The sequence below is a fragment of the Achromobacter anxifer genome (genome assembly GCF_903652925.1).
Lineage (GTDB): Bacteria > Pseudomonadota > Gammaproteobacteria > Burkholderiales > Burkholderiaceae_B > Achromobacter > Achromobacter anxifer.
Genome location: NZ_CAHLAR010000005.1, coordinates 348,669 through 369,265 on the forward strand (window position 1 = coordinate 348,669; position 20,597 = coordinate 369,265).

The 20,597-nt window shown below is 61.3% G+C and carries 31 protein-coding genes; 26 read left to right on the forward strand and 5 right to left on the reverse strand.

Going from position 1 to position 20,597, the window contains the following annotated elements; all coding sequences use genetic code 11:
• Positions 1-4: 4 nt before the first annotated feature.
• The 7 genes from HWY37_RS18495 to HWY37_RS18525 all read left to right on the forward strand — a co-directional run bounded on the left by HWY37_RS18495 (position 5) and on the right by HWY37_RS18525 (position 3,751).
• Positions 5-349 carry a hypothetical protein gene (locus tag HWY37_RS18495; protein WP_176089498.1) on the forward strand — a complete coding sequence of 115 codons (345 nt, stop codon included), beginning with the start codon at positions 5-7 and terminating at the stop codon, positions 347-349.
• Complete coding sequence (locus tag HWY37_RS18500) at positions 330-725, forward strand: hypothetical protein (RefSeq protein WP_176089499.1); 396 nt, start codon at positions 330-332, stop codon at positions 723-725. Before HWY37_RS18495 ends, HWY37_RS18500 begins: the two co-directional genes overlap by 20 nt.
• Before the next feature lie 83 nt (positions 726-808).
• Complete coding sequence (locus HWY37_RS18505; protein ID WP_176089500.1) at positions 809-1,021, forward strand: hypothetical protein; 213 nt, start codon at positions 809-811, stop codon at positions 1,019-1,021.
• A gap of 125 nt (positions 1,022-1,146) precedes the next feature.
• Positions 1,147-1,641 carry a hypothetical protein gene (locus HWY37_RS18510; protein WP_176089501.1) on the forward strand — a complete coding sequence of 165 codons (495 nt, stop codon included), beginning with the start codon at positions 1,147-1,149 and terminating at the stop codon, positions 1,639-1,641.
• Positions 1,642-1,984: 343 nt separating this feature from the next.
• Positions 1,985-2,527 carry a hypothetical protein gene (locus HWY37_RS18515; RefSeq protein WP_176089502.1) on the forward strand — a complete coding sequence of 181 codons (543 nt, stop codon included), beginning with the start codon at positions 1,985-1,987 and terminating at the stop codon, positions 2,525-2,527.
• A gap of 7 nt (positions 2,528-2,534) precedes the next feature.
• On the forward strand, positions 2,535-3,167 hold the full coding sequence (locus HWY37_RS18520) for a hypothetical protein (protein WP_217706395.1): 633 nt from the start codon (positions 2,535-2,537) through the stop codon (positions 3,165-3,167).
• On the forward strand, positions 3,167-3,751 hold the full coding sequence (locus HWY37_RS18525) for an RICIN domain-containing protein (RefSeq protein WP_176089503.1): 585 nt from the start codon (positions 3,167-3,169) through the stop codon (positions 3,749-3,751). The genes HWY37_RS18520 and HWY37_RS18525 overlap by 1 nt, the downstream gene beginning before the upstream one ends.
• Before the next feature lie 90 nt (positions 3,752-3,841).
• Here HWY37_RS18525 and HWY37_RS18530 read toward each other — a convergent pair whose 3' ends face one another.
• From HWY37_RS18530 to HWY37_RS18540, 3 genes are all read right to left on the reverse strand, one after another.
• Positions 3,842-4,780 (reverse strand): RCC1 domain-containing protein, encoded by a 939-nt coding sequence (locus HWY37_RS18530; RefSeq protein ID WP_176089504.1) that lies wholly within the window; start codon positions 4,778-4,780, stop codon positions 3,842-3,844.
• A gap of 85 nt (positions 4,781-4,865) precedes the next feature.
• On the reverse strand, positions 4,866-5,264 hold the full coding sequence (locus HWY37_RS18535) for a hypothetical protein (RefSeq protein WP_176089505.1): 399 nt from the start codon (positions 5,262-5,264) through the stop codon (positions 4,866-4,868).
• Between the two features lie 10 nt (positions 5,265-5,274).
• Positions 5,275-5,772 carry a hypothetical protein gene (locus HWY37_RS18540; RefSeq protein WP_176089506.1) on the reverse strand — a complete coding sequence of 166 codons (498 nt, stop codon included), beginning with the start codon at positions 5,770-5,772 and terminating at the stop codon, positions 5,275-5,277.
• 54 nt (positions 5,773-5,826) lie between these two features.
• On the opposite strand from HWY37_RS18540, the gene HWY37_RS18545 reads away from it, so the two are divergent.
• The gene (locus tag HWY37_RS18545; protein WP_176089507.1) at positions 5,827-6,252 is read left to right on the forward strand and encodes an HAD domain-containing protein; all 426 of its coding nucleotides are present in this window, start codon (positions 5,827-5,829) and stop codon (positions 6,250-6,252) included.
• 123 nt (positions 6,253-6,375) lie between these two features.
• Here the strand turns inward: HWY37_RS18545 and HWY37_RS18550 are convergent, their stop codons facing one another.
• Entirely contained in the window at positions 6,376-7,059 is a 684-nt protein-coding gene (locus HWY37_RS18550; RefSeq protein ID WP_176089508.1) for a hypothetical protein, read from the reverse strand.
• Positions 7,060-7,198: 139 nt separating this feature from the next.
• Between HWY37_RS18550 and HWY37_RS18555 the strand changes: the two genes are divergently transcribed.
• From HWY37_RS18555 to HWY37_RS18570, 4 genes are all read left to right on the forward strand, one after another.
• Complete coding sequence (locus HWY37_RS18555) at positions 7,199-7,996, forward strand: metallophosphoesterase (protein WP_176089509.1); 798 nt, start codon at positions 7,199-7,201, stop codon at positions 7,994-7,996.
• Positions 7,997-8,106: 110 nt separating this feature from the next.
• On the forward strand, positions 8,107-9,867 hold the full coding sequence (locus tag HWY37_RS18560) for a phosphoadenosine phosphosulfate reductase domain-containing protein (protein ID WP_176089510.1): 1,761 nt from the start codon (positions 8,107-8,109) through the stop codon (positions 9,865-9,867).
• Positions 9,868-9,882: 15 nt separating this feature from the next.
• On the forward strand, positions 9,883-10,170 hold the full coding sequence (locus HWY37_RS18565) for a hypothetical protein (RefSeq protein WP_176089511.1): 288 nt from the start codon (positions 9,883-9,885) through the stop codon (positions 10,168-10,170).
• Between the two features lie 20 nt (positions 10,171-10,190).
• Positions 10,191-10,484, forward strand: a complete 294-nt coding sequence (locus tag HWY37_RS18570; RefSeq protein ID WP_176089512.1) for a hypothetical protein — start codon at positions 10,191-10,193, stop codon at positions 10,482-10,484.
• A 54-nt stretch (positions 10,485-10,538) separates the two neighbouring features.
• Here HWY37_RS18570 and HWY37_RS18575 read toward each other — a convergent pair whose 3' ends face one another.
• Complete coding sequence (locus HWY37_RS18575) at positions 10,539-11,006, reverse strand: hypothetical protein (RefSeq protein ID WP_176089513.1); 468 nt, start codon at positions 11,004-11,006, stop codon at positions 10,539-10,541.
• Between the two features lie 165 nt (positions 11,007-11,171).
• Here HWY37_RS18575 and HWY37_RS18580 point away from each other — a divergent pair, with 165 nt between their 5' ends.
• From HWY37_RS18580 to HWY37_RS18645, 14 genes are all read left to right on the forward strand, one after another.
• The gene (locus HWY37_RS18580; RefSeq protein WP_176089514.1) at positions 11,172-11,876 is read left to right on the forward strand and encodes a hypothetical protein; all 705 of its coding nucleotides are present in this window, start codon (positions 11,172-11,174) and stop codon (positions 11,874-11,876) included.
• Positions 11,873-12,253 (forward strand): hypothetical protein, encoded by a 381-nt coding sequence (locus tag HWY37_RS18585; RefSeq protein WP_176089515.1) that lies wholly within the window; start codon positions 11,873-11,875, stop codon positions 12,251-12,253. The genes HWY37_RS18580 and HWY37_RS18585 overlap by 4 nt, the downstream gene beginning before the upstream one ends.
• Before the next feature lie 83 nt (positions 12,254-12,336).
• Entirely contained in the window at positions 12,337-12,852 is a 516-nt protein-coding gene (locus HWY37_RS18590) for a hypothetical protein (protein WP_176089516.1), read from the forward strand.
• Between the two features lie 117 nt (positions 12,853-12,969).
• A complete protein-coding gene (locus tag HWY37_RS18595; protein WP_176089517.1) occupies positions 12,970-13,323 on the forward strand; it encodes a hypothetical protein in 354 nt (117 codons plus the stop codon).
• A 6-nt stretch (positions 13,324-13,329) separates the two neighbouring features.
• A complete protein-coding gene (locus tag HWY37_RS18600; protein WP_176089518.1) occupies positions 13,330-13,617 on the forward strand; it encodes a hypothetical protein in 288 nt (95 codons plus the stop codon).
• Positions 13,618-13,623: 6 nt separating this feature from the next.
• Positions 13,624-14,052 (forward strand): zinc-finger-containing protein, encoded by a 429-nt coding sequence (locus tag HWY37_RS18605; protein WP_176089519.1) that lies wholly within the window; start codon positions 13,624-13,626, stop codon positions 14,050-14,052.
• Positions 14,053-14,153: 101 nt separating this feature from the next.
• Complete coding sequence (locus HWY37_RS18610; protein WP_176089520.1) at positions 14,154-15,458, forward strand: hypothetical protein; 1,305 nt, start codon at positions 14,154-14,156, stop codon at positions 15,456-15,458.
• A 121-nt stretch (positions 15,459-15,579) separates the two neighbouring features.
• The gene (locus tag HWY37_RS18615; protein WP_176089521.1) at positions 15,580-16,233 is read left to right on the forward strand and encodes a hypothetical protein; all 654 of its coding nucleotides are present in this window, start codon (positions 15,580-15,582) and stop codon (positions 16,231-16,233) included.
• Positions 16,234-16,242: 9 nt separating this feature from the next.
• Positions 16,243-17,151, forward strand: coding sequence for a hypothetical protein (locus HWY37_RS18620; RefSeq protein ID WP_176089522.1), 909 nt, complete (start codon positions 16,243-16,245; stop codon positions 17,149-17,151).
• Between the two features lie 15 nt (positions 17,152-17,166).
• Positions 17,167-17,706: an HAD domain-containing protein gene (locus tag HWY37_RS18625; RefSeq protein ID WP_176089523.1), complete on the forward strand. Its 540-nt coding sequence runs from the start codon at positions 17,167-17,169 to the stop codon at positions 17,704-17,706.
• Positions 17,703-18,290 (forward strand): hypothetical protein, encoded by a 588-nt coding sequence (locus HWY37_RS18630; RefSeq protein ID WP_176089524.1) that lies wholly within the window; start codon positions 17,703-17,705, stop codon positions 18,288-18,290. The genes HWY37_RS18625 and HWY37_RS18630 overlap by 4 nt, the downstream gene beginning before the upstream one ends.
• 81 nt (positions 18,291-18,371) lie before the next feature.
• Entirely contained in the window at positions 18,372-18,713 is a 342-nt protein-coding gene (locus tag HWY37_RS18635) for a hypothetical protein (RefSeq protein ID WP_176089525.1), read from the forward strand.
• 143 nt (positions 18,714-18,856) lie between these two features.
• Positions 18,857-19,750, forward strand: a complete 894-nt coding sequence (locus tag HWY37_RS18640) for a phiTE_072 family protein (RefSeq protein WP_176089526.1) — start codon at positions 18,857-18,859, stop codon at positions 19,748-19,750.
• A 19-nt stretch (positions 19,751-19,769) separates the two neighbouring features.
• Entirely contained in the window at positions 19,770-20,573 is an 804-nt protein-coding gene (locus tag HWY37_RS18645; protein ID WP_176089527.1) for a hypothetical protein, read from the forward strand.
• Positions 20,574-20,597: the final 24 nt, after the last annotated feature.

Consider the following 20,597-nt stretch of genomic DNA (forward strand, 5'->3'; position numbering starts at 1 on the left):
CGTGATGTCACGCTGGAATCCCCTTCATGTCCGAGCGGAGGTGGCGGCGGCTAAGCTTCATGGGCACCTGGCCATCAATGGCGCGGTGGGCCCTGGGCTGCTGTTGCTGCTCCGCGTCCTGCTCCTGGGCATTCCAGCGCGGCTGCTGGCTGCGGTAGGCATGGTCGTGCTCGCTGCGTGCAGTGTTCTGCGCGCGCTGCTCGAAGCGCTTGCGCTGGTCGTAGCCCTGGTGTTATCCCCATTCATGTACTGGGTGCTGACCAAGAACGCTGCGTATTCCGCGGCCGCACAGGAGAAGGCAGAGGCTGCCGCCCTGGAGAGCTTCCGAGATGGCTCGCGGTCCTCGTAGCCGGCGAGAAGCTGCTCGAACGCTGTCGGAATGGGCGGCCTTTGACATTGCTCCGGTCATCGCCCACCTGCGCAAGCACACCGTCTTCAACGTCGACCTGATCGAGCAGATGCTGATCTTCGCGATCACGCACGGGGGCACCGGTGCCCCCGCGGCCTGGGCCATCGAACTGTGCCCGATCGTGCCGGCGCTGTTGCCGCCCCCGCCGCGATACTTCTCAGGGCTGCTCGATGCAGCCGGCAAGCCCTATGCGACGGACTCCCCGCTCCATGCGGTGCGCTACCGTGAATCAGACGCAAAGCATGTCGCGACCCGGCTACCGGCCCCAAGTGGCCAGCAGTGGCGCGTGGTCCCGCATCCCGCGATTCCGGTGTGACCGTGGTGCGCCGGCGGCGCCGAGATGTGCAGCTATACGTGGGTGGCTCGCCACTCCTGACCAACCAACGTAGAGGAAACACCATGAAAACCCTGAACATTGATCGAGCAGAGACCGATTTGCTGGTATTGGCGCTGCAAGTACGCATTTGCCACATCGAAACCGGCACGTCGAGCCTGCGCGCCAACGACGCCATCGCGCAAGGCAATCACAAGCTGGTGAAGGCCCTGGAGCCTTCCCAGCGCGCTGTGATTGCGGACTCCGAGGCACTGATCAAAAAGCTGCTCCAGAGCTAGCGTTAGCGCCAACTCAAAGCCACCTCCCTTCGGCGGTGGCTTTTTTTGCGCGATGTGGGCACATTTCTCTTTTGTGGGTATACTCCGAAATACGTGAAACGCCAACAACAGTAGAAAGGTTTTCAATGCTTGAAATTCTGACGAATGCCATTTTTGGCGACCCGGCGCACATTGTCGGGCAGTACATCGTCGCCGCCGCCTTGATGCTCACGGTAGCAGCCATCACGTACGGCGTGGCGGCCATTTACGGGCGCCGTAACAGCCGCATGCGTGCGGAGCGCGCTCGACAGCGCATGGGCATCGAATCGCACGAGCACGAGGCCCAGGCCCGTCAACCGGCGTCCACCGCGCACCGCTCCTCTTGGGCTCCCGCGCGCAGCTCCAGTGGCTCGCGCTCCAGCACTTCCTCCAACCTCCATTCGAGTGGTTCGCGTCGCGGCAACGACAATTCCAGCGACAACGGCGCCGTTGGCCACGCCATGATGGCTGGCGACAATGACAGTTGCAACTCGCGCGGCAGCTGGTTCCCTTCGGCGAGCAGTTTCTGCGGTGGGGACAGCAGCAGCAGCGGCGGCGACAGTGGTGGTGGCGGTGATGGCGGCGGTGGCGGCGGCGACTGAGATACGACTCACACCCATCTCTACCGACATAGAAGCAGCAGAAAGGAAAGCGAGTGAGCTGACCGGACACCCTTACTTCAGCCCGCCCGCAAGCAGTATGAAACTCGAATCAACCTGGAAAAAGCCGTCCCCTCTTCGTGGCGGCCCTCCCCTGATAACCCTCCATGAGCTGGCGAAGGACTTCGGAGTCAGCGCTCGCTCCCTCAGCAATTTGATGTGCCGCCGTGCGGGACCATCACCCGTAAGGCGATTTGAAACAGGGACCTACTACCGTCGCGCCGAGGTGGCGGCTTGGTGGCGCGACAACTGCGCCGATTACGCTTGATCACGAACAATCCACGCTATGACTACTGCAATTCAAACCCCCCCTCTGCAAAACCCACCGGCTGTTATCAGGACTCGCGACGGCCGTGAACTCTCGATCGCCTCGCTGCTGGGCCGCGGCGGTATCTATGGCGCCTCGCGGGCCAGCATTCCGGAGCGCCCGGCGATGTGGCGCCAGCTTCGTGAAGAAGGCTGGCCGATCATCAGCACCTGGATCGACGAGGCCGACGTGGGCGCCACTGGAGACTTCGCCGAGCTCTGGGCACGCATCGAACGTGAGATCCGTCAGGCCGCCGGGCTGATGCTCTACGCCGAAGCCAGCGACTTCCCCCTGAAGGGCGCGTTGATCGAGGTCGGGATCGCCCTGGGAGCCGGCAAGCCCGTGGCTGTCGTCGCGCCCGACGTCGAAATTCAAGGCCCCGATTTCCGCCCGTTGGGCTCCTGGATTGCGCATCCTCGGGTCAAGGTGTTCCGCAACCGTGGTGATGCCAGGCAGTGGCTGGAGCATCAAGACAAATGGACCGCGACGGTGCTCGCGCAGGCCGGCGGCGGCAACCGGTGAGAGCGCGATGGATCATCAAGTCGTGACCGCTACGGCAGCCGCAGACGCTGGTAGCCTTGCGAGCCAATCTGGACAGCCAGGCCACTACCTGCGTCGCAGTGAAGATATCGACGGATATCCGAACCTCGCCTTCGAGCACTGGTACCAGCAAGGCATGTCCAGTTACATGGCCAGGCTGCCCCGGGCGCTTCGCAAGCAGGCGCTGAAGGCCTGTATCCAGCAATGGCAGAAGAGCGAGGCCCGTCGCGGTGGTGACGTGGGTTCGTGCGCGCGGCATATGGCCCCGGCTTACTGGATGTTGCGGGCCTTCGCATACGGCGCCACGGGGCGTGATAGCGAAGGCTTGCGCACCCCCGCCGTGGCCGAGGGTTACGTGTGGCCCGAGCCGCCTGACGCCGCCTGGGCGCTGCTGGTTTGCGCCTATCCGGATGGTGAGTGTGATCTGGATATGGTCCATCCAGTGAGCCGACGCTTCTGGTCGGAAGACAACGACTTCTTCGAGCCCCCCGGCCCGCGCGAGATCTTCAACCGGTCCTGGTACGAAAGCATGGGCTTCGAGGTGATGCGGATGTCGCCCGCCATGACCGCGCGCGTTGACTGGGCTCCGCCCAAGCGCCATCTTTCGGTGGTGCGGCAGTGATGGCTGCTTTGATCTACCCAAGGTTCGGTGCGGCGCTGGCGCTAAGCATCCTGGCGTGCTCCGGGCCGGCGGCTCAGGCTGACCAAGGGCAGCCAGCTGTCGGGCACCTGAGGCTGGTGAATGACCTGGATCGGCCCCAGGACGGCTACTGCATCGACATCATGGGCTCGGGCAATCACCTGCGGTTCGACATGCCCATGACCGCGCACAACTGCAAACCAGGCCTCTATCACGATGAGGCTGTCACCCTCGATCCTGCCGGCCAGGTACGGTTCCCCGCCTATGGAGTCTGCGCGACCGTCGCAGGCCTGAATGGCAAGGTGCTGCCCAACACAGCCGTGATGCCTCGACGCTGCGACGAGCGAAGCCCGTTCCTTGTCGCCGGCCCGATGCAGAGGTTCACTTTTCACGCTGATGGCCGCGTGGAATTGCGGGGCACGGGGCTGTGCCTGGCCGTTGGTGATCGCTCCGATTCGACCTTCGACGAGACCCACCGCTGGCGCGCGCTCTACATGGCCGATTGCGTGGCTGTGGACGAGAAGCTGTCCCGGTGGCGCTTTGTTGAGCACTATCGAAAGAAATGACCAACGCCAGCAGCAAGAAATTCTGCTGCTGGCGCAGGGCTCCAAACAACATGGGCCGCATTCGCGGCCCATTTGCCTTGCAGAGCGTGGTTAGCGGTGCACGATGACCGGGCTCACCGAATATCCAGTCTTTCCGTCACCGAGTTGCCCTTGACTACCAGCACCCCAGCATTTGCCAACGGATCCCTGGACAGCACATGCATGATCGTTGCCGGCCGTGATCATTGTCTGCCCGCCAGGCAGGTCGCCAACAGGTACTGGCGCCAATCGACGGCTTCCTACGGATGTGGAGTCGCCAAGCTGGCCCGCGGAATTCGAACCCCAGCACGAGGTGGTATCAAGCCTAACCGCGCAGTTGAAGTCGAGGCCCGCCGAAAAGGTCGTCACCCCGGATGACAGCCCAGCGACAGCGGAAGCCCGTGGCACCACGGTAGTATCGCCATAGCCTCGGCCAAGCCCAACCTGGCCCGCTGCATTGTTCCCCCAGCAGTAGAGCGCGCCCGCGCGGAGACCACACGTATGTGCGCCACCAGCTCCGATCGAGGACCAGCCAGAGCTGGCAGTGCTGGTCTGGTCATCAATTACAGCGGATGCATCCAACTGCATGGCCGGCGTTTGCCCGTTGCCCAGTTGGCCCGAGGTACCCTGGCCCCAGCAGTACACGATCCCAGCCTTGATTGCGCAGGAGTGGTTGTCGCCGGCGGCAACCGCTGTAGATTCATCCATGCCGCGTGCGCTTACCGGGATCGCGGTGGTCGATTCGTCGTTGCCCAACTGCCCATAGACGCCAGAGCCCCAGCATTTGGTCATGCCGTATTGGATCGCGCAGGCGTGTTGTTCCCCGGCTGCAATGTCCGTGACGCCACCCGTCATGCCGTAGACTTGCATCGGTCTCTCGGGTGCCGGTTGAGCGTTTGCGGGCTTGCCCGGGCTCGGTGTGACGACGAATAACTTCGCATTGGCGAAGCTCGGGGCAATTGCGATCGCAGTGGCAATCAGCGCCAGCCGGACGTGTGAAACGTGGGTCATGTGCTGTGATTGAAAAGTGGTTTCCAGGTATAGGGAAACTCGACCGAAACGAGTAAGCCGCCGACCAGAAGGTCAGCGGCTGGAGTCACGACAGGTACGCAGACCCGTCGTTGGCCATCAAGAACCCTTTTTCGAGCTGTTGGAGCAGCTCGTCAAAGCCGTATGCCAGGTAGGTGGCCTTCTGCTGATGATGCCGGTTGACGGAGCCACCAAAGGTGTCATTGTTCAGCCGGCGATCCGATGAGTAGTGCATGTTCCAGCTGAGCAGGTGCATATCGGGCTGAACGGCCGTACCGTCCAGATCCACAGTCACTTGCAGACCACTTTCCGCTTTCAAATTCACGAGGATCGTGAGCTGGTGCGGGTCGTCGACGCGATCGTGGCTCAGGTTGAGGCGTTGCGCCAGCTCGAGCAGGGCCTTCGCGATGAACTCGCGGTCTGCCTTGCGGCGAACGGTCTTGGTGGTAGTGAGAGTCTTCGTCATGGTCTGCTCCTCAAGCCGGGCAGGCTTGTTTCACCGCGGTTTCGAAGGTTGCACCTGTAAGGCGCATCTCCGTTCCATCGCGCATGACGATCCACCCATTGCTGTCGATCAGGCGGCGCACCAGGGTGAACGCGTAGCCATTGACCTTCAGGGTGTCGTTGGGCGACAGGTTGCGGCGAAACTTGCGCAGCTTCTCACGGGTGCTCTGTACGCGCTCAACGTAGCTCTTCCAGGCCATGATCGCGGGAAACGCGCCACAGGCGGCTTCAAATGCTGTCTCCGCCGACGGGTACATGGACGGAAGCGCCGAAGAGTATGAGTCGGCGGTCCAGAGGCCATTGGTCTCGGTCAGAGACTCCCAGGCCAGGGTGGTGCTTCCGTCCCGCTGCTTCAGCAGCATCCAGAGCGTGTTACCCACGAGGGCCTGTTTCAGTATCTCGAAATAGCCGTGCCGGCTGCGGTTGTTCGCCGTCAGATGCGCGATGAGTTCAGTTTTGGTCGATGTCATGGTGTTTCCTCTGGGTTAATGATGCTTCGTATAGCGCAGCGGCTATACGGATCCATGACCCCACAACGACTTCTCGCACTTGATTTCGACGGCGTGCTGCACCCTGGATTGGCCGGCACGCTCATCTACATCGACCGCATCGAGCAATTTCTTGCAGATCAACCGCTCGTGGGCGTCGTCTTCTCCACCACCTGGCGCGAACAGCATTCCGTCGCGGAGATGGCTTCGTGGTTCCGCCACACATCGCCGAGCCGGTTCCTTGGCGCCACGCCGGTGCTCGGGGGCGGGCCTGCGGTGCGCTGGAGGGAGATCCGAACCTGGATTGAGCAGCACCAGTTTCATGGCCTCTGGGCGGCCCTCGACGACGACGAGTCTCTATTCCCGCCGAACTGTCCTGAACTCGTTCGCTGTGATCCGGCGCGCGGCGTCAGGCCGGCACAGATTCAGGCCCTTATCTCGGTTCTGGAGCTGACCAGGTAGTTGGTAGGGACTCGCGAATGTGCCCAGCGCCTGGTTGCAACCTCCGCTAGGTGAGACATAGCTTTGCCGCAAATGAAAAAGCCACAGCTTGCTGTGGCCTTGAGCTGCTGCGAGTTGCTGGACTTATCGAACCGCGGAGCGGATGGCGTCAGCCTGATCCGGAAGCAGCTTGATCAGGTCGTCCTGGCTCTTTTCGAGAAACGCCTTTGCGTTGCGATTGGCGGGGGCCAGGCGCGTCAAACGCTGAATCACCTGGGGGAACCACTGCGGCCGGCTTTCGGCTTTCATCTCGATCACGTCTGCGGTCGAGGTCGTCATACCCTTGTCGACCAGGGGTTTGCCGTCAAACCCAGCTCCCAGCAGTGCACGAGCGGTCCGCTGCTCGCCAATGAGGAGGACCTTCTGGGCTGGGGCGGTTGAGCAGCGCTTTTCATTGACGAGCGTCACGTACCCCGCGCGAACGCCGGGCTCGGGAGGCAGAACGGTGGTGTTCCCCTCGTTCGTGATTTCCAGCGGCCACGTACGGTCCCAGGGCACGATAACGCCCGCGTACACGCATTTGCCCGCGCCGTCGGCCCGCCAGAACTCTCGCGTATAGGTCATCGGCGTCACCGATTCCAGCTCCGTCGGAATCTTGACTTGGCCCTGATCCGGGTAGAGCTTCGTAGAAAAGGCCGTATCAGCTGACACGGCCGCGAGGTGCATGACGGCAGTGCCCGCACAGCCGGTGAGGCTCAGTGCGACAGCCACCAGCCCTGCGTAGGTAACGGCTCGCGAACGCACTCCAATTCTGTTCAAACGATTCATAGCACAGCTCAGGTTGGTTACAAATAGAAAGTTTATGATTCATTTATACCATACAAACGCTTAATTTAAACCGCAGTGACTAAGATGCAACAGAGCGAAATGGCCGCGAGGAAGGTGCATACCTTTTAAAAAGATATACTTGAAAGCTCACATTACGTCTACAGAAGCCTTGAAATTACACGTTCTTTCAGATTTGCACCTGGATTTGGCACCATGGCAGCCGCCGGTGACGGAGGCGGACGCGATGGTCGTTGCCGGAGATCTCTACGACGATGCTCGACAGAGCATCGAATGGTGCGTTGCAGCCCGCCAGCGGACAGGCAGGCCCGTCATTTTCGTCCCCGGAAATCATGAGTTTTATGGCTGCTGCCTCCAGGATGGCATTGAGGCAATGCGCGAGCAGGCCCGCGCCGGTGGCGTTCATTTCCTGCACAACGAGAGCGTCTTCGTCGATGGCGTTCGCTTCGTGGGCGCCACACTCTGGACTGATTTCTGTGCCGACGGCGTTGGTTTTCAAGCCATTGCGAAGCACGCTGCACGTGAATTCATCTCCGACTACAAGCACATCGGATACCGCGACCGGGGCGCAGCGCGCGCATTGACCCCTGAGGACACCATCCGCGAGCACGGCGCAGCCCTTGCGGCCATCCAGGAAGGCCTGGCTGATGCCTACTCCGAGCGGGTGGTGATAGTCACGCACCACGCACCTCTAACGCAGAGCCTCGATCCAGCTTACCGCGGCTCGGCTCTGAATCCGGCGATGGCTTCCAGCCTGGATACGCTGGTCGGCTACAGCATGGCCAAGCTCTGGGTCCATGGGCATGTCCACGGCAGTCACGACTACTTGATGGGCGGCACCAGAGTGGTATGCAACGCGCGCGGGCGGCAGATCAGCATGAACCAGCAGTTCAGGGACGACCTGGTCATTACCATCTAACGCACATATTCGCAAAAAACCAGTCCTGAAATATAGTAGTTATTCGCAAAAAGCGATATACTGTGGGCAAGCCGGCGGATTCATCGCCAGGCACCAGATCTCGCACCGCTATGACTACCACCGCAACCATTGGCCAGGGCCAACCCCTGGCGCATCAAGCCATCCTGGACTTGCGCATTCCGCACCAGCAAGATGCCTCTGTGGAGGAGAAGGAAGCCTCGGCCATTGCTGCAATCTATGGACTGTTCGAGCAAGGTCGGCCGGTAGCGGTTTCGTTCAGTGGCGGAAAAGACTCAAGCGTCCTGATGCACCTGGTGCTCCAGGCGGCAATCCGCGCTCACGGCGCCGGCCTGGCGCCGCACGTTGTCGTGGTTTCGTCGGACACCGGCGTGGAGAATCCCGAAGTCGCGCTGCTGTTGCGCCGTGAGCATGCCAAAATCCGGGCTGCGCTGACGGCGGCTGGTGTGAAGCATGAGGTCGTGCTGACACAGCCGTCCCTGGCGAGCTCATGGGCGGTACGAATCCTGGGTGGCAGCAAGCTGCCTTCGTTCCCGGGCAGCTCACACGATTGCGCCGTGGACTTCAAGGTCGCTCCGATCGCCTCCGCACGAGCTGCGGTGTTCAAGGACCTGGGCCGCGAGAACACCGTCACCGTGATTGGCACCCGATTCGACGAGAGTGAACAGCGCGGCCGCGCCATGACCGCGCGCGGTGAGCTGTCTGAACGTCCCTATCGTAACGAGGCCGGCGAATGGGTGATGAGCCCCATCGCTTTCTGGTCAACGGACGACGTGTGGGAGCAGATCGGCCTGATCCGTGCCGGCATCGTTTCGTCCTACTCGGATTTTGAGGATACCTTTCGCCTGTACGCTGATGCGGGCGGTACCAGTTGCGCAGTGGTGTCCGACGCCATCACCGAGGGCGCCAAGAAGGCGCGGGGCGGTTGCGGAGCTCGTTTTGGCTGTTTCGTGTGCCAGGCAGTATCTAACGACATATCGCTCGAAACGATGATCGAGGCCGATCCCGAGTACGCCTACATGCGCGGACTGAGCAAGCTGCGCAACCTGATCGCGCGCACCCGCTTCGACTACAGCAGACGATACTGGGTGCAGCGGTCCATCGACTCCGATGGCGCTGTCAAGCTGCAACCGGACTGCTATTCCCCAGCCTTCCTGCTCGATCTGTTCCGCTACTGCGCCTCCCTGGACTATCAGGAAGAGCAAGCGGCACGTCGCGGGCGGCACTCCGTGCGGTACCGCCTGCTGAGCCCCGAGGCTGTGGTGGCCATCGACGCGCTCTGGTCCCTCAATGGCTTCCATGCTCCGCACACGGCCCTGCTGGAGTGGCTGGCGATCATGGACGGCCGCGCCCTCTATAGCATCGAAGACGCCGACAAGGTGCCTGAGGCCCCGCGTAAGCCGTTGCCGCCTGCCGTGCCCTACCAGGCGGGTGCCACCTGGGATGGCGCCGAGTTGGGCCTGTTCTCGGGAACTCGCGACGTCGCCCAGGCCCTGGCGGAATCGCCGGTGCGAGAGACGAAAGACGGCCGCCATGTGCTGGCTCTGGACACTGAGCCGCGGATGCAGGTGGACATGGAGAGCTTCTACATGGCCCTGGATTTCGAATGGGACGCCATCCTGGAGCGTCACCGCGCGCCGCGGGGAAGAAGCGACTGGACGGCAGGCTACCGCTTCTGGACCAGTTACGGCACTCTCAGCCTGGCGCCAGCCCAACTGAGCGAGCACGACCACGCTCTGCGGCGCACAGCTTGGCGCGCGGAACACGGCTTCATCGGAGAAGAGGGAAATCGTTGGGCCCAAAAGCTGGCTGTGCCGGCGCAGGAATCGGAACAGATGGCGCAGGCCGCCTAATTTTTGGAGATCATCATGACTGCATCCACAACACTCACTTGCACCTACGATCAATTCAAGCGTCTGTCGAAAGACTTTTTCGACGGGCTGAAAACTGCGACGACCGAGGAAGAGGTTGAACAAGGGTTGAAGTGCCTTGGCCTGGCTTACCTGGGCATCCAGTGGGACGAGACTTCTTCGACCTTCATGTGTGATCGGGAGGTGGGGGCGCCGGCGGTGCTCCGCCTCGCCCAGAAGCACGCTATTCTGCGGCAGGTGGAAATCGAGCAATCCCTGTCAGCCGGATCGTTGAAACTCCATTGAGCAGAACAACGGAATACGTCATGGAAAACCTGCAAACTTACAAGGGCTGGATGGCAGCCGCCCACGAGCTGCTCAAGGACAAACCGAACTGGACTGGCCTGGATCAGGGGGAGCTTGGCTACATGGTCATCATCGGCGGCATCGTCTTTGCGACGCCGGCCGAACCCGACGGGCACGTCTACAGCGAGGATGATCTGTGTGACCCGTGCCCCTCAGCCTGGGATGATGTGCGTGGCTGCTGGGACTGCGGTGACCCTGAAAGTGATAGGCGAACCATCCTCGAGCCGGTATTTGTATCCCTGGCACACGCCTGAGCTTTCAAGAAAACGCCCCTCCGTAAGGAGAGGCGTGGAGTTTGGCTTAGAGCCTCAGAACGCGATCTTCAGCCAGATCTTCTCTGGCGTGTCGTCACCAGAATCCTCGGTGTTCACGTACTCGAGACCTTCAGGCGCCACGGTGAATCCGTGATTGCCGATGACGCCGAGGATGAGGTCTTTATGGCCCGCGTAGACGGGAGCGCCATAGGTGTCCGCACGTGGGTATTCCGCGACGAATTCCGTGCAAACTCCCTTGCCGCGAAGCTCGTCCACATCCGCTTGCGACAGCTCGGTGCCCAGCGTGAGTCCGTGATCGTCCACCAGGACATACGGTTCTTCATCATCGGCGGGCACGTACAGCCAGGCGTGTTTTTTGAGCCCGTCAGCACTGCGGCACTCGACTTCTCCCTCAAAGGAGAAGTGTGCCGAACCGAGGTGGCGAAGTGCCTCTTTGAGGTTTTCGACTGTCACCGAATCATCGTTCGGGGTGATGACTGCGCTGATGATGATCTTCTTCATGGTGTTTCCTTCCGGTGTGATGATGGGCGCTCTAAAAGATGGAGAGCAATCGCTTAGCGTTGCTCGAGGTTGTCCTCGAAGGGTATAGCGCTAGTATTACGAGCGCATTTGCAAAACGCATAAAACCGCATATACTACCGCCAGTTTTAACAGCTCGTACCTACCATGAAAGTTAAAGATACCCTCTATGCGGCGACGGTCATCTTGGGCACCCTCATCATGCTTGCTGGCGCGTACCTGGCGGTGAAGGCGCTCCAAAATCTCACGTTCGGTTTCGAGCCGATTGCTGAGCAGGACCGTGCTTGGATGTCTTGGCTGGGGTCGCCGACCACTACCTATTGGTACGAAGGTCATTCCTTTATGATGGGGATGATGGTGTTCGTGTTGGGTCTGGGCATTGCTGTCGCGCATCAGTCTGTAGCTCCGGCAATTGCGGGTGTATTGCTCGCGGCCGTGCTGGCAATTACCGGAAACCCGGACTGGACTGTCCGTGCAGGCCTTCTGGACGGCACGATTCGTATCGGCTGCTATGTGCCTGAAACTGCGGAATGTCGCGAAATGCTGGGCCTGGCTCGAGATAGCGCACAGTCGCGATATGCGTCAAAAGATGATCAAGCCAAGGGGATGATCGACGCTGAGTGGTATACCAAGCGACTCACGGATGTGGTGCCGGCAGAAGTTCACGACAAGGTGGTCTTCTACGTCTTGCCTGGCATAGCCATTGCGCGCATGTTGGCGCATTGGGGTAACGCGGATCAGCTCAAAGCAGTGATCGAAACACAGAGGCAGGAAGCCAAGGACCTTCGCGAACGGCTGCTTGAAGAGGGATTGCAGGCTGGCCAGACGCAAGGCCCGGAGGCGTCGCAATGAGCGCGGAAGCTGAAGTCCTGCGTGCGGCATTGAACAAAATCGCCGCCATCCCCAACCGCGCGGTTGGCGCCGACTGGGAAGAAATCGAGGAAGCCCGTGCCATTGCTGACGCGGCGTTGTATGGCGACGGCAATCCGGCAGAAGCCCTCAAGTATTGTCCCACCTGCCACACAGGCTATCCGGAGTATGGCTTCGGTGCAGGCTATCTGGCGGCGCGCGGCTGCTGCGAGAGCTGTGCGCCGGCTAGCCTCGCGGAGTCCTCGACGTCGGTACCGAGCCGGGGAGTGGGCGAGGGGTACCGGCTCACTGCCGCAGAGATGGATGCCATTTTCACGCCTGCGCGTTTCGCTCGACCGCGTCGTCGCGATAGCGCGTAGACCGGGCGCTATACCTTCTTGAGGAACACCTCACAATTCTGGCCGCCACCGCGACCAGGTGGACACCACTCAGAAGGAAAGACATGATCAACGCAAACGACCAACTGGCCCTGGCAACAACCGCTCTCGTGGACCTGCACAACGGCTATCCCCACAAGGAGATCGCTGCGGCTCAAGGCCTGGGCCTTACGACGCTCATCACCGAACTGGTCGATGCCCAGCGTTCGAGCGGCTATGACGACGAGGGAGCCTGGGACATCGAGGGCACCCGTCACATACCGGTGGCTGCAACCACGCGGCCTTCGGGACTTCTTGCCAAGTTCCTGGCTCTCCTGGATGCGGCTGATGCAGTCAAGGTCGACGGTGGTCCGTTGCTGACCTCGTGGGACATTTCTGAAACCACGGGAGCGCGCGACAACCAGCTCGTTCGCTTTGCCTGGGAATCCGAAGGACTGTGCTTTAGCGCGATTCTGACCGAAGAAGGCATCGCGCAGGGCACATACAACGCGGCGACTGGCGAGTTTATCGTCGAAGACATGGAGGGAGAGACCACTACGGTCGTGCTCCACGCTTTGAGCGCCTTGAAGCTGGCTGACTAACGCCAGAAACTACCTCGAAGAGCTACACGCCGTGTAGCTCTTTTTTCATTTCGACAACTAATGCATGGTAGTTATTCGCAACTCAAGGTATACTATCTGCATACATCAGGACTTAGTATGTCGAAAACCTCCGTCGTCGAAATCCGCCCCGCACTGCGCAGTCTGCTGCTGGCTCATGGCTTCAACTCTCAGCGCTATAACCCGAATTTGGATCCTGGCGAGTACCTGAACAAGGTGCTCACGGCCGGGAACATGCCTCACTTCAAGGTCGAAGGTATCGACAATGATTTCATTGTCGAGGACTCGCTGATCATGGTCGAGGTGACGCCTGGGGAGCTCGTGCAGCTGGTGGCACAGGAGATCGACTACCACGAAGATGGCGTCTCGATCTTCAGCAAGCGCGGTCTGAAGTTGCTGGAAGACGCCGGCGTGGATCCGGCGGCCGTCAGGGCCTTGCAATCGAAAGGCTAAGGCACCATGACCCCCAAAATCTTCAAACGGCGGGTGACTTTCGACATTGTGGTCATGGCCCACGACGAGGCAGAAGCCTCGGAAGCGGTTGACCGCCATACGATCATTGATGGCGTCTCGCGTAGGCTTGGCCCCTTGGTCGAAGTGACAGACGTCTCTCAACTCCCGCCCGGCTGGAACGGCGGTGAACTCGCCTTCAGCAAGTGGGCTCGCGAGCCCTGGCACGAAAAGTCCATCAAACACTGGCTCAACCGCCGCAAGGCCGAAGCCGAAACCGAAACACCCCAGAGCTGAGCCGTTATGCATCGCGTCATGTGCCCCTATTGTGATCGCCAGGCAGCGCTTGTCACCGGCCGTACCATCTACCCTCGCCGCGAAGACCTGTTCCCGCTGTCGTTTTGGCATTGCGAGTCCTGCGATGCCTACGTCGGTTGCCACAAGAAAGGCGCCTGGACGAATGAAGGAGGCAAACGGGTCATCAGCGATGGTTCGCTACCCCTGGGCCGCCTGGCCAATGCAACGCTGCGCCGGCTCAAGCAGGCCGCGCACGCCGAGTTCGACCCCCTTTGGCGATCGGGTGAGATGACCCGCCTGGAGGCCTACACCTGGCTGGCCAAGGAGCTGGGCATCAGCGCCAGCAACTGTCACATTGGCATGATGGATGAGGACACTTGCAAGGCGGTCGTGGCCATCATGCGGCGCTCGCGCGCTGCTGTGGCTCATGTTTGATTGGAGTTTGACGGCTAACAAGTAGGCAAAAGACAGCATAACAGGTATACTATGAAGCTAGATTTCTCATCTTGTCTTCCAGGTACACCGGAGTCGAGCCTATGCTTTTGCCTGTCGATCCTTCCCTCAAGCCGTCTTTCACCGACCGAGCGCCCAGCATTCTCGGTGTGCATGCAGTCCGGCATCCGGATTCGCTTGATAAACCAGACCAGCCTATCCGATTCAGCCATTGGAACGGTACCAAATGGGGCCGGCTGGCGGACTCTCCGCTCGAGGCACGACCTGCTGATAGCCGTGGCCGTGGTCGCCCGCGCCTTACCCCTCTGCTGCACTGCTCCCACTGGGAGGCCCAGCAGGGAAACATCCAGCACGCCCCGTCGGGCAGCCCCGCGGGCGGAGCGGTTGCCCGTGAGATCGTAGGATTTCTGACGGAGAAGGGCCCGCAAAGCTTCGACGTCATCGCGCACGGCATCTCCGGCATGAAGGGGGAGATGCTCACCCGCGATGCGGTTGATAGCTCGTTGATCGACCTGGTCGAGCAAGGCAGCGTGGTTTGCAAGGCCGGATACACCGGGCACGCGCCTGAGAATTTCTTCTGCCTTCCTGCTGCCGAGGTGGCCGATCCTCAGGTCGAGACCGATGATACTGCTGCACTTATCGAGGAGGCTACCAGGGGCGTACTGATGCCCGAGCCTGCGGTGCCTGCGGTGCAGCCGGAACCCGTATCGAGCGCCGTCCAGGAAGCTCCTCCGGCCCCAATCAAGGTTGTCGCACCCATCCCCATCCAGGACGACTATCAGCTCGAGGCCGACCTGGAACTCGTTGTTCCTGTGCTGCGTGAGCTGGGCGGACAGCCATTTGGCGGCCTGTACGTCGAAATGGACCTGCGCTATCCCGGCCAGTTCATCGACGCTGCTCGCCTGGCGGGCTCCATGCGGGCGGCAATCATGCGTGGGCAGGTGAAGCTGAAAGAGGTGAACCGGGGAGGAGAGTTGTCTTACGTGCCGGCCGAGGCCATGCGCGCGAATGAGTGCATCTACCAGGTCCGTCCTGAGCTGCCTGCGATCACCCTCGAGGCATTGATCCATCAATTGCTGCTGACCCTACGTGCCAACCCGCCGCTGCGCCCGCTGGTGCTGCTCGACCGGCTCACGCACCTGTTCCCTCAGCACCTGGTGACGACCGTAGGGGTGAGGGCGGCACTCCAGCACTGTGAGTCGATGAACCTCATCGTGTGTGTCGACAAGGCCTACACCGTCAAAAAGCTGGCAGCAGTGGCCGTCGACCCACGGTTCCGGGCCACAGCAGATGGCGTGGAGATCACCGATGGCCAGTCCACGATCGTACTGTCGCCAGAGTCGGCGGGCGCCTTGCGCGCGCTGCTCAATCTGTCGGTGAACGCCTAGAAGGTAGGCATAAAGCACTAAAAGCGGTATACTTTGGCTCTGCTTTTACTCGCTCGATCTAGTGGGTCGAGACTTTATCCTGATCATTTAGCGTCGGACCCCGCGCCGGCTCGTACCCGTAATGAAAACATTCACAGGCACCATCTCTAAAGGCACCCCTCCCCGCGCGGGCAACTACCGGGTGTACGACAAGGACAAGAAGCCGTTGGGCTATGCGCACTGGCATGGCGAAAAATGGGGGCCCCGCACCTTTGATGCGGAGCAGCTCAACAGCGATCCAAGCGCGGCGCGCGCGCAGAGCCGGATCGTTTTTTGGGGCAGTGGTGTGCGAGCACAGCGCAAACGTACCATTCCATTCGAAACGGTCACCATCCGCGGTGATGTGACACAGGTGCTGTTGTCCACAGCCACCGGGCTCCCCACTGGGGTGATTCTGCGCCCGCACGTCAGGGCCGGCGAAGAGGAGCCGAAAAAGGTCTATTGCACGATTCCCGCACAAGTGGCGCAGGACGTGGAAGGTGTATCGGAAGACGGTGCACTCGAAATCTTGGCTCAACGCATGGTCGAGCCGTTGCGCCAGTGGCGGGGCGAGGTCGGTGATCAGTTCACCTGGGTACAGGCCATCCATCTGAAGGCCATCCCCCGCAAGCGATCGACGCCGATTCGCCCGACCATCAGCCTGCGTGGGTCGCGGCTGAAGCTCACGGCCGGCGGCAAGACACTCAATTTGACCGTGAAGGCCACAAACGTCCTGCGGCAAATGCTGGGCGAATAAGGAATCCACATGACACAAATTCAATCCGTACTGCAACAAGGCTCCCCTGCCGATCCCGGCCTCTACTTGGTCAGGAGGCGCCTTGGCCCGGAATTCCGTCATTTCGACGGTGAGCGCTGGAGCACTCGCGTGTGGAACCCCTGGGATCACTCCAAGCGCGACCTCGAAAACCTGCGCCGCGGTTGGCGCTCGTTCCAAAGCCTGGGTTGGCTGCCGGCGGAAATCGTCTCCGCACCGAGTCGTGCCGAGCTGGAGGCGCCCGCCGGCGCGTGGCGAACCGGCAAGCCCGTCAAACCGGACGTCTACCGGGTGCTGTCCGAGCTGACGGTGGGCACGCGGGACATCGTCGTGTATCGGATCTGGAGCGGATTCAGCTGGGGCCCGGCGGCATTCGACCCCATCACGGCAATGCTCAACTTCCTCCAGCAGCCTACGATCAGCAAGCACCATCGCGCCGTGAAATGGACCGAGATGGATGTCGGGGCCCGGCGTACCCTCGAGGCAATTCGCTTCCCGTCGAAAATCGAAGACCTGCGCCACAAGGTGCGTGCCCGCGCGCCCAGGCAAGGGTCTATTAATGATCTGGCTTTGAGCTATCTGCGGCAGAACCCAGGCTCGTTTGCACACGAAGTGGGAGACCATCTGGAACAGGTCACGGGCCGGCCGCTGGTGCATGCCGCAGTGCTTCATACGCTGTATGCGAACGGCCTCGTTCATCGGGAAATGGGTCATAACCGCAATGCGCCCAGCTTCCGCTATTTCGTCGCCCCGCCGAACTTCGATGGGGTCAAGGGCCGTGTCGTGGATGACATCCTGATCGCTCCCGCAGGCGGTTCGATCGTGATTTCCGGCTCGGGAGGAAAGTTCGTCCTCGATGCCACGGCAATGGCCTACGTCCGCGCCGCGTTCGCAAACTGAGAGACACGCGCAGTTATGGCGAAGCTCCCCGCCGGCCGTGGAAAGCCGATCCTCTACCTCGACTATGACGGGGTGCTGCACCCGGAGAATGTCGTGCGTACGCGCCGGCGGGGACCCGTTCTGTCAGGCTACCCAGGGCATTTGCTGTTCGAGCACGTCGAGGCTCTTCACCACGCTCTTGAGCCTTACCCTGAAGTGCTCATCGTGCTGAGCACGACCTGGGTGCAGGTCCAGCGCTATTCGCGCGCGCGTCGCCACCTCGGACCACTGCTGCCTCGGGTGATCGGGGCCACCTACCACTCGGCGATGCCCAAGGACGTGTTCCAGGGCATGTCGCGTGGTCTTCAGGTGTGGGCGGACGTGCGCCGGCGCCAGCCCGGCGCCTGGTTGGCGCTGGATGACGACGCGCACGATTGGCCGGCGTGGGCCAGGGGCAACCTGGTGCACACTGATGATGAGTTCGGCGTTGCGCATCCCGCTGTATGGGCCGAGTTCCACTCGAAGCTCGAGCAGGCCGTCTTGGCCGTACGAAGCGCCAACCAGGTGCCCGCATGACCTGGTTCGACTCTTCTGCACATCAGGCGCTTCGATCCCTCAAGACGCTGTCAGAACGAAATCTGGCCCTGGAGTCCTTTCTCGGGCCGATCGGTGGATTCACCCCGGCCGCAGTGGCGCAGCTTCGCATGACCGAGCGGGAGATAGCCGGATGGCGCGCCGCGCTGGAGATCGAACGCGCGCGGCTGCGTCACCGGGTGAGCATCGCACCGCGCAACCAACTCCTTCGACTGCTGGCGGCGGTTGGATTGCTGCTGCTCCTTTACTGGCCATGCCGCGCTGAAAGCCCGGAAGGCGCTGCGGCCGTGGCTATGTTCTCGGTCGCAGTGCAGCTTGGCCTTTGGCGGGCACATCGCAGATTTGGCGCCAGGGCGCAGGAAGCGGAGCACCTGGTGGAAATGCTGGCGCCGGCCGAAGCAACGCTCATTGCCGAGGCGAGGGCGGTTGCCCAGAAACAAGATCCACAGTCCCCAGATCGGTTGATGCTCGAGCACATCGGCGCCCAGGGCCGACAGCCCACTGTCCTCGAGATCGCGGCGCTGCGTGCGATGGAGAGATCGCGACTGATGGCGATGTGCTTCTGATTAGCTCAGTCGTGGCGGAGTGTAGTCATAAAACATAATCTGACATATAATTGTCCTAATCCACCACATCAGCTCTACCTCATGTCCCAAACGCCACTGCTGCAATTTCGCCTCATCAAGACCACGCGCCGGCTGACCTTCGATATCGTCGGTCAGCACCCAAGCGTCACGTACCTGGGCGACGATGACGGCCCCTATTTCAAGTTCACCGCCCGCAACGGCTACGAGGTGATCTCCCGCAGCCGCATGGACATCCAGACCGAGCGTCTGTGGCTGCTGGGCGCCAAGCACGCGGTGGAGTCGCGCTCGGGCTCGATGGTATTCTCGTCCGACGAGAAGCGTGATGGCGCCTACTACAACTTCCTGCTGGCTATCCACGAATGGGCGGCCCACAACAACGGCGTCGCCGAGCAACTCCCCTGAAGACGCTTGCAGGTTCGGCGGAGTTTCTGCCTCAGAAACGCAAAAACTCCGCAGCGCTTCAGTAGACCTGGATGTTCACATAAAGCAAAAAGCTGCATATAATTAAAGCACGTCGTGCGGGTGGCGAGCTACTTGCATGACCGATGTTTCTGGCCTGGCTTAAGCTCGGCTTCTGCGCCGTTTGGCAGAAAACCTACCGCATGACGACCCCTCTTCGAGCCCTTCAGGTCGCTGAACGCCTCAACACCATTATCGCGAACGCCACCGGCCGCCGCGAGCGCCTCACTTTTGAAGTGCTCGTGAACCAGCCTGGCTCGATGGGTGGATCCCCCGCCGTCGGAATCGTGGCCCTCGAAGCCGGGTTCGATTGGAACGCCGGCAAAATTCTGCTCAAACCGGCCAAGGAGCTGACAGTCCTGTCGCCGGAAGACATCTCGGCGATCCGCGAGAGCGTGAAAAAGGGATCTTCGTGGCATGCGTATCAGCAGTACCAACAGCAGGAAGCCGAGAAGGACGCGCTGCGCGAGGAGGTTGCGCAGCTGCAAGCGCAGCTGGCCGAGAAGACGGCTGCTCAACCCGCGGGCGGCAGTTCAGCCTGCACATGCGAGGTCGCAGCGTCGACACCCGAGGGGCATGCGCCGATGCACGACGGTTCCGAGCGGGACACCATCCTCTTTGGCCAGCAGTCCGAGCTGGGCGCCGCTGAAGATCGGGTCGTGGAGCCGCCTCCGACCGCAATCCGGCTGCATCGCTTCATGGCGGAAGGCCTGCATCCTGTCACGGTGTTCGTTGAGGAACATCAGCCGGGGCGCTCCCGCATCACCGTGCAGTCCTCGGTGAATGCCTGGGCTGCCTTCTTCACCAAGCACGGGCCCGTCCCGGTTGAGCGATTCATCTGTGAGCGGCACTCCCGCGACATTGCCAGTCGGCTGACGCAGGGACTCGGTATGCGAGAGCTCAATCATGTGCAAAACCTCGTTCGTGCCATGCAGCGCCACTTCCAGAGCATCGGTGCGGACCAGAAGGGCTCGAAATGAACAAAGTGGGAGGCCGAAATTGAGCACGACAGAACATCGATTCGAGAGCGCCAGTCTGGACGACCTGCTGAATGAATTGATCCGCCTGGCCGGGCAGCGCGACGTTGTTCACTTCAAGTACCAGGGCAAGGCCATGGACGTAGCGACGTATGCGAGCTTCTGTGCTCTGCGTGATGAGCGTATCCCCGAGCTGAAGAAGCGGATCGCCGCCATGGCCACTGCGCCAGCCCAGCGCCCGAGCGCAGACGTTGATCGGGCCGAGGCGAGTGCATTCGCATCCACAAACGAGCCCACTGCGTTGCTGCGTTACTGGTTCCGAAAGGGCTTCGCCGCCGCTATGGCGGCTCAGGAGGCGCCAGTGCCTTCGATTGACGCGCAAGTATCTGACCTGGTCGATTACGCGATGGCGGTGGCCCACGAGCGCGAGCTGGAGGTCCAGGGCCACAAGCATGACAGCCCAGGCGCTGTTCGCCGGCTTCAGTCAGCGCTCCGCCGTGAACTGATCGATGTGCAGAAGCGGGCAGAGGCCCGTAACCAAAGGGGAAAAGCGATGCTGTCTCGTGAAGCTGTAGAGCGCGCCGCGAAGGCGATCGGCCTGACCAAAAAGCGCGGGCCGAGGGCGAAACCGACACCGAGCCAACGCCGTGTCCTGGAGCATCTGGTGGCCGGGCGCCGCGCGGACCACCATTGCCGCAACAGAAGCGACCATGGCGGTCTCACAGGCACAATCGCGTCGCTGCATCGTGCCGGCTGGATCGATGACCACGGGATTACGGCAGCCGGACGCGCCGTGATTGGCGCAGCGCCTGACACAAGCACCTGACATTGATCGGCGTAGGCTATGGCC

Bases quoted from the DNA above. Each gene is read 5' to 3' on its own strand.
- HWY37_RS18530 (WP_176089504.1), bottom strand. From the start codon at position 4,780: ATGACCCACGTTTCACACGTCCGGCTGGCGCTGATTGCCACTGCGATC.
- HWY37_RS18565 (WP_176089511.1), top strand. From the start codon at position 9,883: ATGACTGCATCCACAACACTCACTTGCACCTACGATCAATTCAAGCGT.
- HWY37_RS18505 (WP_176089500.1), top strand. From the start codon at position 809: ATGAAAACCCTGAACATTGATCGAGCAGAGACCGATTTGCTGGTATTG.
- HWY37_RS18495 (WP_176089498.1), top strand. From the start codon at position 5: ATGTCACGCTGGAATCCCCTTCATGTCCGAGCGGAGGTGGCGGCGGCT.
- HWY37_RS18640 (WP_176089526.1), top strand. From the start codon at position 18,857: ATGTTTCTGGCCTGGCTTAAGCTCGGCTTCTGCGCCGTTTGGCAGAAA.
- HWY37_RS18585 (WP_176089515.1), top strand. From the start codon at position 11,873: ATGAGCGCGGAAGCTGAAGTCCTGCGTGCGGCATTGAACAAAATCGCC.
- HWY37_RS18590 (WP_176089516.1), top strand. From the start codon at position 12,337: ATGATCAACGCAAACGACCAACTGGCCCTGGCAACAACCGCTCTCGTG.
- HWY37_RS18620 (WP_176089522.1), top strand. From the start codon at position 16,243: ATGACACAAATTCAATCCGTACTGCAACAAGGCTCCCCTGCCGATCCC.
- HWY37_RS18600 (WP_176089518.1), top strand. From the start codon at position 13,330: ATGACCCCCAAAATCTTCAAACGGCGGGTGACTTTCGACATTGTGGTC.
- HWY37_RS18595 (WP_176089517.1), top strand. From the start codon at position 12,970: ATGTCGAAAACCTCCGTCGTCGAAATCCGCCCCGCACTGCGCAGTCTG.
- HWY37_RS18510 (WP_176089501.1), top strand. From the start codon at position 1,147: ATGCTTGAAATTCTGACGAATGCCATTTTTGGCGACCCGGCGCACATT.
- HWY37_RS18570 (WP_176089512.1), top strand. From the start codon at position 10,191: ATGGAAAACCTGCAAACTTACAAGGGCTGGATGGCAGCCGCCCACGAG.
- HWY37_RS18520 (WP_217706395.1), top strand. From the start codon at position 2,535: ATGGATCATCAAGTCGTGACCGCTACGGCAGCCGCAGACGCTGGTAGC.
- HWY37_RS18630 (WP_176089524.1), top strand. From the start codon at position 17,703: ATGACCTGGTTCGACTCTTCTGCACATCAGGCGCTTCGATCCCTCAAG.
- HWY37_RS18545 (WP_176089507.1), top strand. From the start codon at position 5,827: ATGACCCCACAACGACTTCTCGCACTTGATTTCGACGGCGTGCTGCAC.
- HWY37_RS18550 (WP_176089508.1), bottom strand. From the start codon at position 7,059: ATGAATCGTTTGAACAGAATTGGAGTGCGTTCGCGAGCCGTTACCTAC.
- HWY37_RS18500 (WP_176089499.1), top strand. From the start codon at position 330: ATGGCTCGCGGTCCTCGTAGCCGGCGAGAAGCTGCTCGAACGCTGTCG.
- HWY37_RS18515 (WP_176089502.1), top strand. From the start codon at position 1,985: ATGACTACTGCAATTCAAACCCCCCCTCTGCAAAACCCACCGGCTGTT.
- HWY37_RS18635 (WP_176089525.1), top strand. From the start codon at position 18,372: ATGTCCCAAACGCCACTGCTGCAATTTCGCCTCATCAAGACCACGCGC.
- HWY37_RS18575 (WP_176089513.1), bottom strand. From the start codon at position 11,006: ATGAAGAAGATCATCATCAGCGCAGTCATCACCCCGAACGATGATTCG.
- HWY37_RS18535 (WP_176089505.1), bottom strand. From the start codon at position 5,264: ATGACGAAGACTCTCACTACCACCAAGACCGTTCGCCGCAAGGCAGAC.
- HWY37_RS18580 (WP_176089514.1), top strand. From the start codon at position 11,172: ATGAAAGTTAAAGATACCCTCTATGCGGCGACGGTCATCTTGGGCACC.
- HWY37_RS18615 (WP_176089521.1), top strand. From the start codon at position 15,580: ATGAAAACATTCACAGGCACCATCTCTAAAGGCACCCCTCCCCGCGCG.
- HWY37_RS18560 (WP_176089510.1), top strand. From the start codon at position 8,107: ATGACTACCACCGCAACCATTGGCCAGGGCCAACCCCTGGCGCATCAA.
- HWY37_RS18605 (WP_176089519.1), top strand. From the start codon at position 13,624: ATGCATCGCGTCATGTGCCCCTATTGTGATCGCCAGGCAGCGCTTGTC.
- HWY37_RS18525 (WP_176089503.1), top strand. From the start codon at position 3,167: ATGGCTGCTTTGATCTACCCAAGGTTCGGTGCGGCGCTGGCGCTAAGC.
- HWY37_RS18625 (WP_176089523.1), top strand. From the start codon at position 17,167: ATGGCGAAGCTCCCCGCCGGCCGTGGAAAGCCGATCCTCTACCTCGAC.
- HWY37_RS18610 (WP_176089520.1), top strand. From the start codon at position 14,154: ATGCTTTTGCCTGTCGATCCTTCCCTCAAGCCGTCTTTCACCGACCGA.
- HWY37_RS18540 (WP_176089506.1), bottom strand. From the start codon at position 5,772: ATGACATCGACCAAAACTGAACTCATCGCGCATCTGACGGCGAACAAC.